Annotated in this window: 10 protein-coding genes and 1 tRNA gene; 3 read left to right on the top strand and 8 right to left on the bottom strand. The window is 60.4% G+C overall.

The features are described from left to right. Positions 1-34 precede the first annotated feature (34 nt). The gene (hisI, locus tag K3728_10415; GenBank protein ID UWQ94154.1) at positions 35-397 is read left to right on the top strand and encodes a phosphoribosyl-AMP cyclohydrolase; all 363 of its coding nucleotides are present in this window, start codon (positions 35-37) and stop codon (positions 395-397) included. Between the two features lie 290 nt (positions 398-687). On the opposite strand, the gene gluQRS is transcribed toward hisI, so the two are convergent. From gluQRS to K3728_10375, 8 genes are all read right to left on the bottom strand, one after another. After that, positions 688-1,584: a tRNA glutamyl-Q(34) synthetase GluQRS gene (gene gluQRS, locus K3728_10410; protein UWQ94153.1), complete on the bottom strand. Its 897-nt coding sequence runs from the start codon at positions 1,582-1,584 to the stop codon at positions 688-690. Further along, positions 1,581-2,189 (bottom strand): methyltransferase domain-containing protein, encoded by a 609-nt coding sequence (locus tag K3728_10405; protein ID UWQ94152.1) that lies wholly within the window; start codon positions 2,187-2,189, stop codon positions 1,581-1,583. The genes gluQRS and K3728_10405 overlap by 4 nt, the downstream gene beginning before the upstream one ends. A 31-nt stretch (positions 2,190-2,220) precedes the next feature. Beyond that, positions 2,221-3,582: a methylenetetrahydrofolate--tRNA-(uracil(54)-C(5))-methyltransferase (FADH(2)-oxidizing) TrmFO gene (gene trmFO / locus K3728_10400; GenBank protein ID UWQ94151.1), complete on the bottom strand. Its 1,362-nt coding sequence runs from the start codon at positions 3,580-3,582 to the stop codon at positions 2,221-2,223. Between the two features lie 318 nt (positions 3,583-3,900). Continuing rightward, positions 3,901-4,269 (bottom strand): DoxX family protein, encoded by a 369-nt coding sequence (locus K3728_10395; protein UWQ94150.1) that lies wholly within the window; start codon positions 4,267-4,269, stop codon positions 3,901-3,903. Further along, positions 4,262-4,468: a hypothetical protein gene (locus K3728_10390; GenBank protein ID UWQ94149.1), complete on the bottom strand. Its 207-nt coding sequence runs from the start codon at positions 4,466-4,468 to the stop codon at positions 4,262-4,264. Before K3728_10390 ends, K3728_10395 begins: the two co-directional genes overlap by 8 nt. After that, the gene (gyrA, locus tag K3728_10385; protein UWQ94148.1) at positions 4,465-7,227 is read right to left on the bottom strand and encodes a DNA gyrase subunit A; all 2,763 of its coding nucleotides are present in this window, start codon (positions 7,225-7,227) and stop codon (positions 4,465-4,467) included. The genes K3728_10390 and gyrA overlap by 4 nt, the downstream gene beginning before the upstream one ends. A gap of 144 nt (positions 7,228-7,371) precedes the next feature. Beyond that, the gene (locus tag K3728_10380) at positions 7,372-7,869 is read right to left on the bottom strand and encodes a disulfide bond formation protein B (GenBank protein UWQ94147.1); all 498 of its coding nucleotides are present in this window, start codon (positions 7,867-7,869) and stop codon (positions 7,372-7,374) included. After that, positions 7,869-8,447 carry a DedA family protein gene (locus tag K3728_10375; protein UWQ94146.1) on the bottom strand — a complete coding sequence of 193 codons (579 nt, stop codon included), beginning with the start codon at positions 8,445-8,447 and terminating at the stop codon, positions 7,869-7,871. The genes K3728_10380 and K3728_10375 overlap by 1 nt, the downstream gene beginning before the upstream one ends. A gap of 114 nt (positions 8,448-8,561) precedes the next feature. Between K3728_10375 and K3728_10370 the strand changes: the two genes are divergently transcribed. Next, positions 8,562-8,646: transfer RNA gene (locus K3728_10370), tRNA-Leu, on the top strand. A gap of 861 nt (positions 8,647-9,507) precedes the next feature. Further along, positions 9,508-16,656, top strand: coding sequence for a cadherin-like domain-containing protein (locus K3728_10365; protein ID UWQ94145.1), 7,149 nt, complete (start codon positions 9,508-9,510; stop codon positions 16,654-16,656). Positions 16,657-16,659 lie beyond the last annotated feature (3 nt).

Below are 16,659 nucleotides of genomic sequence, written 5' to 3'. Positions count from 1 at the left end.
CGTCGCGTGGGCCATTTGCAAAGAGGACGACCCGATGACAGACTTTGATGTGGCGACACTTCGCTATGATGTGAACGGGTTAATCCCCTGTATCGCGCAGCAAGAAGGCACCGGAGAGGTGCTGATGATGGCCTGGATGAATGCCGAAGCGGTCGCAAAGACATTGGAAACCCGGCGGGTAACCTATTGGAGCCGGTCGCGTCAGGCGTTTTGGATCAAGGGAGAGACCAGCGGTCACGCCCAGGCGTTGGTAGATTTGCGGATAGACTGTGACAGGGATTGTTTGTTGGCGGTGGTCCAGCAAGAGGGTGCCGCGTGTCACACAAATCGGCGGGTGTGTTTTTATACCTCGGTCATCGATGGCGAAGAGGTTGAGTTGATGGCGCCAATGAAGTGAGCGGGCGCTGGTTTTAGGGAGGGGTGTGGTGCTTGGGTGCGGGGGCAGCCTCGGGCAAAGGGCGCTCTTAAGGGCGCCCCCAATGTTCGGACATCGAACTGGGGGGCCTGCCCCCCAGACCAAGCGCACACAGCTGTGGGGCCTGCCCCCCAGACCAAGCGTACACACCTGGGGGGCCTGCCCCCCAGACCAAGCGTGCACACCTGGGGGGCCTGCCCCCCAGACCAAGCGTATACTCCTGGGGGGCCTGCCCCCCAGACCCCCGGCGATATTTTTGAAAAGATGAAGGGTTAGAGGCCGATGAGTGCGCGGATGTCGGCGGGGGTGGCACCCTGGGCGCGGTAGGTGCGAATGGCGCGGGCGTCGTCGCGTTTTGCGAGGCGTTTACCGGTGTCGTCGCGGATCAATCGGTGGTGATGGTAGATCGGCGGGGGCAAATTTAAGAGCTGCTGCAAGATGACGTGGATCTTGGTGGCTGCGAACAAGTCTTCTCCGCGGATCACATCGGTAATGCCTTGGGCGGCATCGTCGAGCACGACGGAGAGATGGTAGGAGCCTAGAAAATCGCGACGCGACAGGACGATATCGCCGATGTTTTGTTCCATCTCAATTGCGGTGAATTCAATTAGCCCCCGGGGGTGTCGGCCATTCTCGGAGAATGAGGCAAAGGCCTCAGCGCCATGTTCGGTCCTGCGTGCGTCCATGACTTGGGTCACGGCCTCCCCCATATCTAGCCGAAGGGTGGTACCTTGTGGGAGGGGATCGTCGTTGTGCAGTTGGCCTGACCCGGCATGGATGTCACGACAGGTGCCGGGGTAGATGATCCCGTCGGGGCCCATGGGTGGTTCTCCCTCATGGGGCGCGGATGCGGCAGAGAGGATATCGCGGCGGTTGCAGGTGCAGGCATAAAGCAGGTCGTCCAGCCAGAGCGTTTCGAGAGCGGCGCGGTAGGCGGGCAGTCGGGTGGATTGGCGCATAGGCTCGGCGTCCCAACCGAGGCCGAGCCAGCGAAGGTCGTCGAGGATCTGTTCTTCCCAGACAGGTTTGGAGCGCTGGCGGTCGATGTCTTCGATCCGCAAGAGGAAGGTGCCGTTCCGGGCGCGGGCCATGTCATGGGCCAGAATCGCGGAATAGGCGTGGCCCAGGTGCAGCGGTCCGGTGGGAGAGGGGGCGAAGCGGGTAATCACGTGCGGCGGTACACGTAGACCGTGGACATGACATCGATCCCGGGCAAATGTGCGCCGCGTTCTTCAAAGATCAGTTCCATGAGATGGGCTTGGGCCGCGAGCGCAGCCGGAAATTCCGGCGCCTCTAGGGCCACATCGTTGAGAGAGATCACAAAATAGGCGTCTGCGGGCAGGGCCGCAACGAGGGGCGCGATTACCTCGGCCGGGGCGGCACCGGGGCCTATGGCACCGATGGCGGTGATGGCTTGGTAGGTGTCCGGGGCCACGGGGGGCGGAGCGTCGGCTTGCGCTTTGGTGAGCGTTCGATAGATGTCTTTTGCACGCGCCTTGGCCAGCATCGCGTCCGACAGGTCCACGCCGTCAATGACGCGGAAACCCTCGGCCCACAACGCCGCGCCCGACAGGCCCGTGCCACAGGCGAAATCGAGGATCGGGGCGGTTTTGGCCAAGCCCGTCGCCGAAAGCGCCGCGGCACAGCGCGCCGGGGTGGCATAGGAATTGGCGGTGATCTCGGCCTCATAGGTGTCGGCCCATTGATCGTAGTAGTCGCGCACGCCGTCGCCTTTGAGGTCGTAGACCTTTGACAGGAATGGTTTATCTGGCATGCGCGATCTCCCACCTTTGGCCGCTTATCAGCTATTGTGCGGCAGCCTCTGAGGGCGAAAGCCACTGGGTCCATGCCTCTTTGGCGCGGTCTGTATAGGCTTTATAGCGGTCTTTACGGCCCCTGCGTCCACTCTTCAGGCCCTCAACCGGGGGAAATAACCCAAAGTTGACATTCATCGGCTGGAAGGTTTTGGCGTCCGCGCCGCCGGTGATGTGCGTGACCAGCGCGCCCATGGCGGTGGTGTCGGGGACAGGCGGCAGTGTGGCACCAAGGATTTCCGCGGCGGCCATGCGGCCCGCAAGAAGCCCCATGGAGGCGCTTTCGACGTAGCCTTCTACCCCGGTGATTTGGCCCGCGAAACGGATGTGAGGCTGTGAGCGAAGCCGCATTTGTGCGTCCAGCAGGGTCGGCGAATTGATGAAGGTGTTGCGGTGAATCCCGCCGAGGCGCGCGAATGAGGCTTCTTGCAGGCCGGGGATCATATTGAACACGGCCTTTTGTGCGCCGTAGGTCATCTTGGTCTGGAAGCCCACGATATTATAGAGCGTCCCCAATGCGTTATCGCGGCGCAGCTGAACCACGGCGTAAGCCTTGGTGTGCGGATCATGGGGGTTGGTCAGGCCCACGGGCTTCATCGGGCCAAAGCACAGGGTCTCACGGCCCCGTTCGGCCATCACCTCGATCGGCAGGCAGCCGTCGAAGTAGCCTGCGGTTTCGCCTTCCTTGAACTGGGTCTTGTCGGCGGCAAGGAGCGCGTCGATGAAGGCTTCGTATTGGTCATGGGTCAGCGGGCAGTTGATGTAGGCCTGCTGTTCCTCCAGCGTGTCGCCCTTATCATAGCGCGACTGGCGCCAGGCGATGTCCATGTCAATGCTGTCGGCGTAGACGATGGGGGCGATGGCATCAAAGAACGCCAGCGCGTCTTGGCCGGCCTCCTTGGCAATCGCCTCGGCCAGTTTGGAGCCGGTCAACGGGCCTGTGGCGATGATGGTGGGGCCATCTGCGGGGAGGTCTGTGACCTCGCCGTGGGTGATCTCGATATTCGGATGGGCTTGCAGCTTGGCCGTCACGGCCTCGGCGAAAGGATCACGATCAACGGCCAGCGCACCGCCCGCGGGGAGCTTGTGGTCATCGGCGGTGTGCATGATGACTGAATCCGCCGCGCGCATTTCCCAATGCAGCAGGCCCACGGCGTTCTGTTCACTATCGTCGGAGCGGAACGAGTTGGAGCAGACCATCTCGGCCAGATTGCCGGTGCGATGGGCGAAGGTTTCGACCTGCGGACGCATCTCGATGATTTTTACGGAAACGCCCATGTTGGCGGCCTGCCAGGCGGCCTCGGACCCGGCCATACCGCCGCCGATGATTGTAAGTTGTGATGACTGTTTCATGGGGGGTGATGTAGGGAGTTCTTATGAAAAGGGAAAGCCACGAGTGCACACTGATAAGGGGGAACCGGATTTCAGGTGAAGGTGCACGCCAAAAAGGGCAGTGGCTTTGGTCATATTCTTGGTGTGTGGGGCTGGTGTGAGCCCGAATGGGTAGGGTGGTGCGGGGTGTTCGCTCAGGATGACTTGCTGAGAGGCCGTTTACGGGCAGGTCTGCCGTAAACAGGCCAGTGCAAGGGTATCTGCGAGTCGTGATCCGCCTCAAGCACGCCTACGGCGCCGCGCGGGGCGCGGTCTGCGATCCTTGACCCGGTTCCCGACTCACGCGGTGGGTCGCAGGGCGAAGCGGCCGGGGCCGTGGGCGGCGAGGATCAGGAAGCCGCCCGCGATGGTCCAGTTCTTGAAGGCGATGGTCATCTGCCATGGGTCATCCATCAGGACATGGAAGACGCTGGTGATGATGCAATAGCCCGCCGCCGTGATCGCCAGGGGGCGGGTTTGTAGGCCAAGGGCAATACCGATCCCGGCGACGGCGGTGTAAAGCGCTGAGGGCCAAATCAGCCAGCCGGGCAGGGAGGCCAGTGCCAGCAGTGCCTGCGCGCCTTCGGGAGAGGCCAGTTTCTGCACGGTGCCTGCCAGCAGGAGCGCGGCGAGCAGGAGCCTACCCGCCAGCGCCAGGGCGTTATCCATTGCGGTTTTCAAGCGCCGTCGCGATGCGTTCCAGTGCGGCCACTTGCCTTTGGTTCAAGGCAATCGCTTCGCGTTGATTTTCCTCGATCCGGGCGTTGGTATCTTGCATCCGGCTGCCCCGCTTCAGCCCGAAGGCGAACATCACGATAACCACCGTGATGAAGCCCAAGGCCGCGAAGGGGAGAATATCCTCGATCATTCCTCAGCGTTTCCTTCGCCTTCGATCACCTCGGCGTCTTCATCGCCTTGATCCGCGATATAGGCCACGGAAACGATGTCTTCCCCTTTGGCTGTGTTGAAGACTTTCACCCCGCCCGCAGAGCGTGACCGGAATGAAATGCCATCAATCGGCACGCGGATCGACTGACCAGTGGAGGTCGCCAACATGATCTGATCGTCCATTTCCACGGGGAAGCTGGCAATCAGGGTGCCGCCGCGCATGGCCTTGTCGATGGCGCCAACGCCTTGGCCGCCACGCCCGCGCACGGGATAGTCGTGGGAAGACGACAGCTTGCCAAGCCCGCCCGAGGTGATCGTCAGGATCAAATCTTCGGCGGCGGACATTTCGGCGTAGCGCTCGGGCTTCAACTGACCTTCGGCCACTTCTTCCTCGTCACTATCCACCTCGTCCTCGGTCACGCCAGCCATCAGGCGGCGTTGCTTCAGATAGGCGGCGCGTTCCGAGGCTTCCGCCTCGAAGTGGCGGATGATCGACATCGACACGACCTCATCATCCTTGCCCAGTTTGATCCCGCGGACACCGGTGGAGGCACGAGAGTTGAACACCCGCACAGCCGTCGCCGGGAAGCGGATGGCGCGGCCCTGTTTGGTGACCAGCATCACATCGTCATCGTTAGATGCAATGCGTGCGTTAATCAGGCGCCAGCCTTCGCTTTCGCCTTCAAACTTCATCGCGATCTTACCGTTGCGCATCACGTTGGCAAAGTCGGACAGCGCATTCCGGCGCACGGTGCCGCGGTCGGTGGTGAAGACCACCTGCAACTCGTCCCAATGTTCCTCATCGCGGTCCACGGGCATGATCGCGGCGATACCTGTGCCAGTTTCAATCGGCAGGATATTCACGATGGCCTTGCCACGGGATGCCCGAGAGCCCGAGGGCAAGCGCCACGTCTTCAGCTTGTAGACCATGCCGCCTGTCGTGAAGAACAACAGCGGCGTATGGGTATTGGCGACGAACATCGAGGTGACGACGTCGTCATCCTTCATCGAGCCGCCAGACACGCCCTTGCCGCCGCGCTTTTGCGCCCGGAAATCGGCCAGAGGCGTGCGTTTGATATAGCCGCCTGCGGTGATCGTGACGACCATATCGGCGCGTTCAATCAGGTCTTCGTCGTCCATATCGCCGGACCAGTCGACGATCTCTGTCCGCCTGTCCACGGCGAATTTCGCGCGCACTTCGGCCAGTTCATTTGAGATGATCTCGAGAATACGTTCGCGAGAAGCTAGGATGGCGAGATAGTCTTTGATCTTGCCTGCCAGTTCTTCCAGCTCGTCGGTGACTTCCTTCACACCCAATTGCGTCAGGCGTTGCAGGCGCAGTTCTAGAATGGCGCGGGCTTGCGTTTCCGACAGGTTGTAGGTGCCGTCCTCGTTGGCCGTATGGGTCGGGTCATCAATCAGCTTGATAAACGGCAGGATTTCTTCGGCAGGCCAAGCGCGGGTCATCAGGGCGGCACGGGCCGCAGGCGCATCGGCGCTGGCGCGGATCGTAGCCACGACTTCATCCACGTTGGAAACCGCCACGGCCAGACCACACAGCACATGGGCCCGGTCGCGGGCCTTGCGCAACTCGAACGCGGTGCGCCGTGCCACAACTTCTTCGCGGAAATCGAGGAAGGAGGTCAGGAACGCCCGCAGGGTCAACTGCTCAGGCCGGCCACCGTTCAGCGCCAGCATGTTGCAGCCAAAGCTCGTCTGCATCTGGGTGAAGCGGAACAGCTGGTTCAGCACCACCTCGGGCGTTGCGTCGCGTTTCAGTTCTACGACCACGCGCACGCCGATCCGGTCGGATTCGTCGGCCACGCCGCTGATCCCGTCGATCTTCTTGTCGCGGACCAATTCGGCGATCCGCTCAATCATGCTCGACTTGTTCACCTGATAGGGGATCTCATCAATAACAATGGCGTAGCGATCCTTGCGGATTTCTTCGACCCGCGTCTTGGCGCGGATGATGACGCTGCCGCGCCCCTCCAGATACGCCTTTTGCGCGCCGGAGCGGCCCAGAATGATCCCGCCCGTAGGGAAATCGGGGGCGGGGACGTATTGGATCAACTCTTCCGAGGACAGGTCCGGCTTCTCGATCAGTGCCTGACAGGCATCGATCACTTCGCCCAGGTTATGCGGCGGAATATTGGTGGCCATACCAACGGCAATACCGCCCGCGCCGTTAACCAACATGTTGGGGAAACGGGCAGGCAGAACCGTGGGTTCTTGTTGTTTTCCGTCGTAATTGTCTTGGAAATCAACGGTATCTTTGTCGATATCTTCTAGAAGATATGCAGCGGGGCTATCCATGCGCACTTCCGTGTAGCGCATCGCGGCGGGGTTATCGCCGTCCATGGAGCCGAAGTTGCCTTGTCCATCCAGCAGCGGCAGCGACATGGAGAAATCCTGCGCCATCCGCACCAGCGCGTCGTAAATCGCGCTGTCGCCATGGGGGTGATACTGCCCCATCACGTCGCCCACAGGACGGGCCGATTTGCGGTAGGCTTTTTCGTGGGTGTTTCCCGTCTCGTGCATCGCGAACAGAATGCGGCGGTGAACCGGCTTGAGGCCGTCACGCAGATCAGGGATCGCCCGAGAGATAATCACCGACATCGCATAGTCGAGGAACGAGGTCTTCATCTCCGCCGAAATGTCGATCGAGGGGCCCGAGAATTCGGGCCGCTCGGGCAGAGTTTCCCCGCCGTTTTCAGGAGGTTCAGGAGTGTCGGTCATATGTCCGCCCGTTCGTCGTGTTTTACGCTATATTTTGTTGAACGGACTATAGCTTCCCCCGATATGAGGTGCAATGGCGCGATCACATCTGCGAGGAGGCCTCGTGGAGGCCGAGGAGGGGCTCTAAAGCAAAGGGCAGGGCGGTTACGCTCGTGCCTTATCCTTTGTCAGTGCAGCGGTCAGCCAAACACCTGCCAGTACGACGCAGAAAATCCCGTTCCAGCTGGCCATGGACAGCCCGGCGAAATGCCAGGCCGCCTCGTTGCACATGACAATTTGGGGGCCGGTGGTGGTGTCGAACAAATCTTCCATCGACAGACTGCCCACATCTTGCGCCGCCCCCGCGCCGCAAACCTGCGGTCCGTCCCACCAGCGCAGCTCTACGCCTGTGTGCAGCAGGGCGATTCCTGCGTTAACGGCCATGGTCAGCCCGCCGAGCCATGCAATCACCGCACGGGGGAAGACCACGCCTACCAACGCCAACCCAATGGCGATGCGGTGCGGCCAGCGTTGCCACAGGCACATGGTGCAAGGCAGCAGCCCCATCCAGTATTGAAAGTAGAGTGCGCCGCCAAACAGCGCGACAGAGCCCAAGCCCGCCAGCAAAATCAGATTGCGCCGTGTCATGATCGCGCCCTCCATCACAGGAACTTCAACACATAGAACCCGCCGCCCAGTAGCAGGCAGAACAGGATGAACATAAGGCCCAAGCGCTTCTCGATGAAGTCCTTGATCGGGGCGCCGAATTTCCACAGCAAGGCCGCCACAATGAAGAAGCGCAAACCCCGTGCTATAATAGAAGTGACAATAAAGGTGCCAAGGGGCAGGCCGGTCCAGCCTGACATGATGGTGATCACCTTGTAGGGGAAGGGCGTCAGCCCCGCGATCAGCACGGGCCAGAAGCTCAGGTCATTGAACCGTTCATTGAACTGCTCAATCCGCTCTACTTTACCAAGGGCTTCAAAAATCGGGCGGCCAATCTCTTCAAACGCGAATGCGCCGATGGCGTAGCCCAAAAGCCCGCCCAAAACCGAGGCCACAAGACACACCGTCGCAATCAACCAAGCCCGCGACGGACGCGCCAGGATCATGGGAATCATCAAGACATCGGGCGGGATCGGAAAAACCGAGCTTTCCGCAAAGCTCACAATCGCCAAAACCCATAACGCATGGGGGTGTCCGGCAAAGCCCATCACCCAGTCATAAAGGCGGCGTAACATCTTGGCGTCCTCATACTATTCGCCCGCTTAGTGACGCATTGCGCATATGGGGGCAAGCGGAGGCTAACAGCGTGTTGACGGCGCCGTCCGGGGGCGCTATCCGGTCGCCACAGGGCCCGAGTGGCGGAATTGGTAGACGCAGGGGATTCAAAATCCCCCGCCGCGAGGCTTGTCGGTTCGAGTCCGACCTCGGGTACCAGCCCTTCGCAAGAAGAAGATGACAAACGCCGGGGTTCGCCCCGGCGTTGCCATTTTGGGCGGCGCTTGTTTTCCCTATGACGCTTTGTGGCGCGATTGGGGCAGTGCCGGGATTTGGGACAATCGCGACCGCGTCACCTTCTCGCCATAGACGCTGCGCCGCTAACGTTTCGATTCGGCTCAAATACTTCCGATGTTCCGCTCCCACCCAGAAGGACATGTCCAAATGGTCAGGTTTTCCGCTACGTAACGGTGCGCAACTGGCAACAGACTGTTTCCGTGGCGTCAGTTCGGGTTTGTTGCTGGAAACGCGACAATCCGGCGGACACCGCCCTCACTCGTTTGAGGCCGCTTCGACCATGGGGCAAGAATTCAACGTTTGCGGTAAGAAAAACAGGCCTTTCGAATTGTGGCGATTTTATGATCTCGAAACAATCGTGGCTAAAATACGGCCAACACCATGCCGCTTCAGCCCCATTCCGCGCTAAATGTTGACACAATCTCTAAAAATTTCCCTTCTCCTTACTCAATTCTTTGGGGTATCTCCTAAGCAGCCCAACTGGGGGGCGATGTCTGCAAATAGGCCACGGGGGCGGCCGCACACGAATGTCGCGTGAAAGCGCGGGAGGGGTGTTGCCGTTATAATACCGGCCAAGAATGGCCGCGTTGGCAATCGGTGCGTCTTACGTCCTTTGGGGCGTCGTATCGTCCTGTCGAGGCCCGTGTCTCGATCCTCTCCTTCCACTTGGAAACGACGCGTGCGCGCCGCCCTTTGGGTCAGCCAGCATTGCGTACAGTTGACCAGATTTTTTCCCGCGTGTGTGGGGGGGCCGACTTTTGTCGGCAATGAGGAGAGTGCGAGATGACGAATTTTGACAACCCTGCTGCAACGGATCACCTGGTTGGTCTGTGGGACTTCATTGGCGGATCGAAAAACGACACCGGCCTTGCTGACGGGATCGCCCAGAACGGGCACACCCATGGAAACGCCCATGTTTCTGGCGACCAGCTACACACGGATGGATATGGCGACGTCTTTGACGTTTCGGGCAACGATAACCCCTTTGACCTGCACGAAGGCACGGTTGAGGTACAGTTCACCCAAGATTGCCACATCGGAACTAGCCCCGATACGATCGTTAACCGCGGCGAGGCGGCTGATGCGCGTTCTGAGGGCTTCTTCGAAATTCGCGTCACAAAAGACGGCGAAGTTCAGGTCATGCACTGCATGCCCGGCGGCCTCGACGTGCTTCTGACCACCGATGAAGACTTCTTCTCAGAAGGCGACACGATCAACGTGGTCTACTCGTTTGACGAGAACACCGGCGCGACGATGACCGTGCAAAACCTGACCACAAACACCGACGCGGAAATCTCTACGTCGCAAACTGGTCTGCACCTGGAAATCGGCGACAACGATGACGAGAACTTCTCGTTCGGTGCACGGGAAAAAGACGACGGACAGTATGACCACTACTTCGATGGCAAAATCGACTACGTGGCGATCTACGACACTGCTGATGTCCCAACCTCCAGCCCCGACGGCATCGTAGATGGCGAAGACTTCGGTGAGGTGATGCTGCCTGACTACGACGACGCCAACGCGCCAACCGACGGCGGCGGCGACATGATCGACGGCTCCGACGGCATCGACGATGTCATCATGGGCAATGGCGGCGATGACAGCATTGAAGCGGGCCTTGGCGACGACACCGTGTTTGGTGGCGCTGACGACGACACCATTCTGGGTGGTCAGGGTGATGACCTGATCTACGGCGACGACGCAGGCGGCACGACTGGTTCCGTCCGTGAAAGCTTTGAGTGGGATCTCGCCCCCAACACCAACGCCAATGACTTCAGCCAAGACACTGGCAACGTCACGGTCGATTTCCGCACCGTAGCCAAATCCTACGGCGTTTCCGACAACATCTCGGGCGACACGCAAAATGTCTCGGATATCGACAGCGGGACCGAAACCATTGACGCGAACTCATCTCTCGACAGTGAAACGGGTGGCTATGGCCGTTCCGCGACGTATGAGTTGGACTTCTCCGATCCAGTCGAAAACGTCTCGTTCCGGGTGAACGATATTGACGGCGACGGTATCGTGAAGATCAAGGCGTTCGACGAAAACGGCAACCCGATCGAAGTGGAACTGGACGCGGGCTCTCACCTGACGCTTCTGGATACCGATGGTGTTGCGGGCGCGGATACAGCAGACAGCAACGGCGGTTATCTTGAGGATACATCCTCCGAGTACTCGGTTCTGGTAACGATCCCAGGCCCTGTGTCCGAAATTCAGATCATTCACGGCCAGAATGGGCACAACAACTCCGGCATCAATGTCACGGACGTGTTCTTTGACGTGCCAAACGTGGTTGATGGCCCTGATGGCAACGACAGCCTTGTCGGTAATGAAGGTGACGACACGATCTTCGGCGAAGGCGGCGATGACACCATTGTTGCAGGTGCAGGCGATGACGTGACCGGCGGCGAAGGCGACGACCTGATCGTTGTAGACGCCGATGAGGTCGACGGCGCGGGCGACAAGACCGGAGATATCAACGTCGATGGCTCTACCGAGGGTTCCGACAACGATACGCTCGACCTGACGGCCTATGAAGCTTACCGCAACCTGACCGAGACAACCGATGCGGACAACGACAGCACCTCGGGCACCGTCGAAGTGCAAAACGGCGACGGCGATTGGGTGAACGTCAACTTCCTTGAAATCGAAAACCTGCTTCTGCCAGAGCCCTTCAATGAAGGCCCAGATGCGGTGAACGACTCCATTCCCGTGGACGAGGACGACACCGTCACCTTTAACCCATTGGCTAATGACACTGATCCAAACCCCGGTGACACGCTGACCGTGACCAGCATCGGTACGCCTTCCAACGGCACGCTGACAGACAACGGCGACGGCACCTACACCTACGAGCCGGACGACAACTTCAACGGCACCGATAGCGTCACCTACACCATCTCTGATGGCAACGGCGGCACGGACACGGCAACGATCACTTTCAACGTGGCCCCTGTAAACGATGCGCCAGACGCGGTGAACGACTCTGTCACCACAGATGAAGACACGGCGATCACCATCGACGTTCTGGACAACGACACCGACGTGGACGGCGACCCGCTGGAGATCACGGGCGCTTCCGTGCCTGCCGAACAAGGCACCGTGGCCATCGTTGGCGGCGAGCTGCTGTTCACCCCAGCCGAAAACTTCAACGGCCCGGCGACGATCAGCTACTCCATCTCCGACGGTCAAGGTGGCACCGACACGGCAGAAGTGACCGTGAATGTGACCCCCGTGAACGACGATCCCGTCGCTGTAGATGACACTGCCTCCACAATGGAAGACGAAAGCGTCATCATTGACCTGATCGGCAACGACACCGACGTAGACGGCGACACGCTGGAACTGGCCTCGGTTTCTGTTGATCCGGCGCTTGGCACGGTTGAAGACAATGGCGACGGTACTGTGACCTTCACACCCGCGCCTGATTACAACGGCCCGGTAACGATTGATTACACCGTTTCCGATGGCAACGGCGGCACAGATGATGGCCAGGCGGTTGTGTCTGTGGGCGCGGTAAACGATGGCCCAACGGCTGTTGATGATAGTGCAACCACCGATGAAGACACCGCCGTGACGATCAACGTAATCGGCAACGACACCGACCCAGACGGCGACACGCTGGAAGTGGTTGGCGCGACAGTTCCCGCCGATCAAGGGACAGTCGTGAACAACGGCGACGGTACGCTGAATTTCACTCCAGCTGAAAACTACAATGGCCCGGCTGAAATCACCTACACCATCACCGACGGCAACGGCGGGACCGATGAGGGCACCGTTAACGTAACGGTCACCCCGGTGAACGACGATCCGGTCGCTGTGGATGATATCGAGACAACCGACGAAGACGTTGCGGTTTTGGTTGATCTGCTTGGCAACGACACCGATGTTGACGGCGATACGCTGGAACTGGCCTCGGTTTCGGTTGATCCGGCGCTTGGCACGGTCGTGGATAATGGCGACGGCACTGTTACCTTCACACCTGCGCCTGATTACAACGGCCCGGTGACGATTGATTACACCGTTTCCGACGGCAACGGCGGTACCGATGATGGCCAAGCCATCGTCTCGGTTGGCGCGGTCAACGATGGTCCTGTGGCCGAAGATGACACCGCCTCCACCGATGAGGACACAGCCGTTACCATCACCGATGCGCTCGACAACGACTCGGACGCCGATGGCGACACGCTGACGATCATCTCTGCCACCGTGCCTGCCGATCAGGGCACGGTCACGACAGACGGCACTGATCTGTTCTTCACACCGGCTGAAAACTTCAACGGCGTGGCCGAGATCACCTACACGATCTCGGACGGCAACGGCGGCACCGATACGGCGAAAGTCGAAGTCACCGTTAATGCGGTAAACGATGACCCCGATGCGGTTGACGACAGCGACTCCACCGAGTTTGAGACCGAGGTTGAAATCAACCTGTTGGCCAATGACACCGATATCGACGGTGACACGCTGACTGTGACCAGCGCGACGGTTCCAGCCGATCAAGGTTCGCTGGCCGAGGTTTCCAACGGCGTCTACACCTTCACACCTGCTGCGGGCTTTGAAGGCACGGCGACGGTGTCCTACACTGTCTCCGATGGTCAGGGCGGCACCGACTCGGCGGTTCACACCATTGAAGTGGGCGCGGACCCAACCCCTCCGGACGGCGTCGTTGACGGCGAAGAAACCGGCGAGGAAATGGGCCCCGGTTACGACGATAGCAACCTGCCCACAGATAACGGCGGCGATCTGATCGATGGGGCCGATGGCCTTGACGACACGATCTTCGGCAACGGCGGTGACGACACGATCAACGCGGGTCTGGGTTCCGACACGGTATCCGGCGGCACGGGCGACGACGAAATCTTCGGCGGCGCAACCGACGACGGCGACGATCTGAGTGGCGATGAAGGCGACGACACGCTGCAAGGTGGCGGCGGTGATGATACGCTTGACGGCGGCACCGGCGACGACGTGATCGAAGGCGGCACAGGTGATGACGACATCACCGGCGGCGACGGCGCGGACAGCGTTTCGGGCGGTGACGGCAACGACACCATCGACACATCCGGTAGCCAGGATCTGCTGGACGCTGGCTGGCCGGGTTACGGTCCGATCCCCGCAGTGGCACCTGATGGTGACCCCGATGATGACAAGGACACCGTTGACGGCGGCGCGGGCGACGACCTGATCTTCACCGGCGACGATGCCGACGTGATCAACGCGGGCACTGGCAACGACACCGTAGACGCAGGCATCGACGATGACAGCGTCCAAGGTGGCGCGGGTAATGACCTGCTGATCGGCTCCGAGGGCAACGACACGCTTTCGGGCGGCGGCGATGACGACACCATCTTCGGCGGTCTGGAAACGCCTGCTCCTGATGGTGTGAACCTTGCCGACGATGGCTTTGGCGCCCCATTTGGGCCCGATCCTGATCCGCTCAACAACGCTGACCTTATTGATGGCGGCGCTGGCAACGACCTGATCTACGGCCAAGACGATGCCGATACGATCACAGGCGGTACCGGCAACGACACCATCGACGGTGGTGTGGATGACGACAGCATCATGGGCGGTCAGGGCGAGGACGTTATCTTAGGCGGCCACGGTCAGGACTTCATCCAAGGCAACAACGATGATGACCACATCACCGGTGGCCGGGGTTCCGATACGCTGGAAGGCAACGCAGGCGATGACACGATCATCGGCGGCGCGGGCGACAGCATCATCGGCGGTGGCGGTGCGGACAGCATCTTCATCGACCAGGACGAAGTGGACGAGAACGGCGACAATGACGCGGCCATCTTTGTCGAGGGCAATACCTTCGGCGATGATAACGACACGCTCGACCTGACCGACTTCGTGGCCTACCGGAACCTGGTAGAAACCGAAGACGGTGACGGCGACAGCACCTCGGGCACCGTTGAAGTGCAAAACGACGAGAACGAGTGGGTTCCCGTTGCCTTCAACGAGATCGAAAACCTGCTGCTTCCCGCAAAGGCACCTGATCTGGTGGTTGACGGTGAAGAGTTCGGCGAAGTCATGGACCCACTCTATGACGATGCCGATGGCCCAACCGACGGTGGTGGCGACATCATCGACGGGCCTGACGGCGACGACGACAGCATTCGCGGCAACGGTGGTGATGACACCATCAACGCGGGTGAGGGCGACGATACCGTAGATGGCGGCGCGGACAACGACAGCGTTCTAGGCGGCAATGGCGATGATATCGTCATGGGCGGCGAAGGCGACGACACTGTGCGCGGCGAAGAGGGCAACGACACCGTCGATGGCGGCGAGGGCAATGACTCGGTCACTGGCGGCGCTGGCGATGACGTTCTGGATGGCGGCGCAGGCGATGATAGCCTGACCGGCGGTTCCGGCGATGACACCATCGACGGTGGCTTGGGTGATGATACCATCACCGGCTCCACCGGGGCGGATAGCATCACCGACATGGATGGCAACAACGAGATCAACTCGGACAACCCGGGCTCGTTCAACCCAGACTTGGGCACGCCAATCCCGACTGCCGGTGGCACTGGGCCGTTCATTATTGCGGCACCGGACGCGGATCCTGACGACAACAAAGACACCATCACCACAGGTGCCGGCGACGACACCATCAATGCCGGTGACGATGCCGATGTGATCGATGCAGGCGACGGCGACAATGTCGTTGACGGCGGCACCGATGCGGACACCATCACGACGGGGTCCGGCAACGACAGCATCGTGGGTGGCGAAGGCGATGACCTGATCAACTCCGGCGACGGCGATGACACCATCGACGGCGGCGTCGGCAGCGATCTGGCCAACTTCATCGACGAGCCAAACGACGGCTTCACCGGCGACCCAATCCTGAACAATGGCGATGACACCATCAACGCCGGCGCCGGGAACGACGTGGTCAACGGCGAGGACGACAACGACCTCATCGATGGCGGTGAAGGCGACGATACGCTGGACGGCGGCATCGACGACGACACCATCCTGGGTGGCGAAGGCGACGACGTTATCATCGGCGGCCAAGGGGCAGATAGCCTTGACGGTGGCTTGGGTAACGACACCTTCAACGTGGGGACTTTCACCGATCCAAACGGCACCGGTGACTATGTTGAAGGCGCAGGCGACACCATTGTTGGCGGCGAAGATCCCGGCGACGGCGATGTCGATACCCTCGACCTGACAGGTGCGGGTTCGCTGAAAGTTGTCTACGACGACGGGATTGACCCAACCGGAACGCCCGGCGAATCCGGTACGGTGATCTTCTACACCGACAACACTCAGAGCGAAGAAGCCGGTCGCCTTGAGTTCAAGGAAATCGAGAACGTCATCCCCTGCTTCACGCCGGGGGCGATGATCGCCACACCACGCGGCGAAGTTCCGGTCGAGACCCTGCGCGAAGGCGACAAGGTGATCACCCGCGACAACGGCATCCAAGAGATCCGTTGGACCGGAAACCGGACACTGAACCGCACGGAATTGGCCGAAGGGAATGGCCTCAAGCCGATCCTGATCAAGGCTGGCTCTCTTGGGCGCAATCTGCCCGAGCGGGACATGCTGGTCAGCCCGCAACACCGCGTGCTGATCACCGGCGAGACTCCGCAGCTCTACTTTGAAGAGAGCGAAGTTCTGGTCGCAGCCAAACATCTGGTCGGCAAGCAGGGCGTGAGCGTCATGGACACGATGCGCACCACCTACATTCACTTCATGTTCGACCGCCACGAAGTGGTTCTGTCGGACGGCGCTTGGACGGAAAGCTTCCAACCTGGCGATCAGACCCTGGGAGCCATGGGCGAGGCGACGCGCGAGGAAATCCTTGCGCTGTTCCCCGAGCTTGCCACCGAGGGCGGCCTGACCGACTACGCGGCTGCGCGCCGCTCGCTTAAGGCTCATGAGGCGAAATTGCTTCGTCTCTAACGA

The sequence above is a fragment of the Rhodobacteraceae bacterium M385 genome (assembly GCA_025141835.1).
Lineage (GTDB): Bacteria > Pseudomonadota > Alphaproteobacteria > Rhodobacterales > Rhodobacteraceae > Gymnodinialimonas.
The sequence above is the reverse complement of the archived record's forward strand: the minus strand, read 5'-3'. Positions and strand labels throughout refer to the sequence as shown.

Excerpts from the sequence above, each read along its gene's own strand:
- hisI (UWQ94154.1), top strand. The coding sequence starts at position 35 with ATGACAGACTTTGATGTGGCGACACTTCGCTATGATGTGAACGGGTTA.
- K3728_10405 (UWQ94152.1), bottom strand. The coding sequence starts at position 2,189 with ATGCCAGATAAACCATTCCTGTCAAAGGTCTACGACCTCAAAGGCGAC.
- trmFO (UWQ94151.1), bottom strand. The coding sequence starts at position 3,582 with ATGAAACAGTCATCACAACTTACAATCATCGGCGGCGGTATGGCCGGG.
- K3728_10395 (UWQ94150.1), bottom strand. The coding sequence starts at position 4,269 with ATGGATAACGCCCTGGCGCTGGCGGGTAGGCTCCTGCTCGCCGCGCTC.
- K3728_10390 (UWQ94149.1), bottom strand. The coding sequence starts at position 4,468 with ATGATCGAGGATATTCTCCCCTTCGCGGCCTTGGGCTTCATCACGGTG.
- gyrA (UWQ94148.1), bottom strand. The coding sequence starts at position 7,227 with ATGACCGACACTCCTGAACCTCCTGAAAACGGCGGGGAAACTCTGCCC.
- K3728_10380 (UWQ94147.1), bottom strand. The coding sequence starts at position 7,869 with ATGGAGGGCGCGATCATGACACGGCGCAATCTGATTTTGCTGGCGGGC.
- K3728_10375 (UWQ94146.1), bottom strand. The coding sequence starts at position 8,447 with ATGTTACGCCGCCTTTATGACTGGGTGATGGGCTTTGCCGGACACCCC.
- K3728_10365 (UWQ94145.1), top strand. The coding sequence starts at position 9,508 with ATGACGAATTTTGACAACCCTGCTGCAACGGATCACCTGGTTGGTCTG.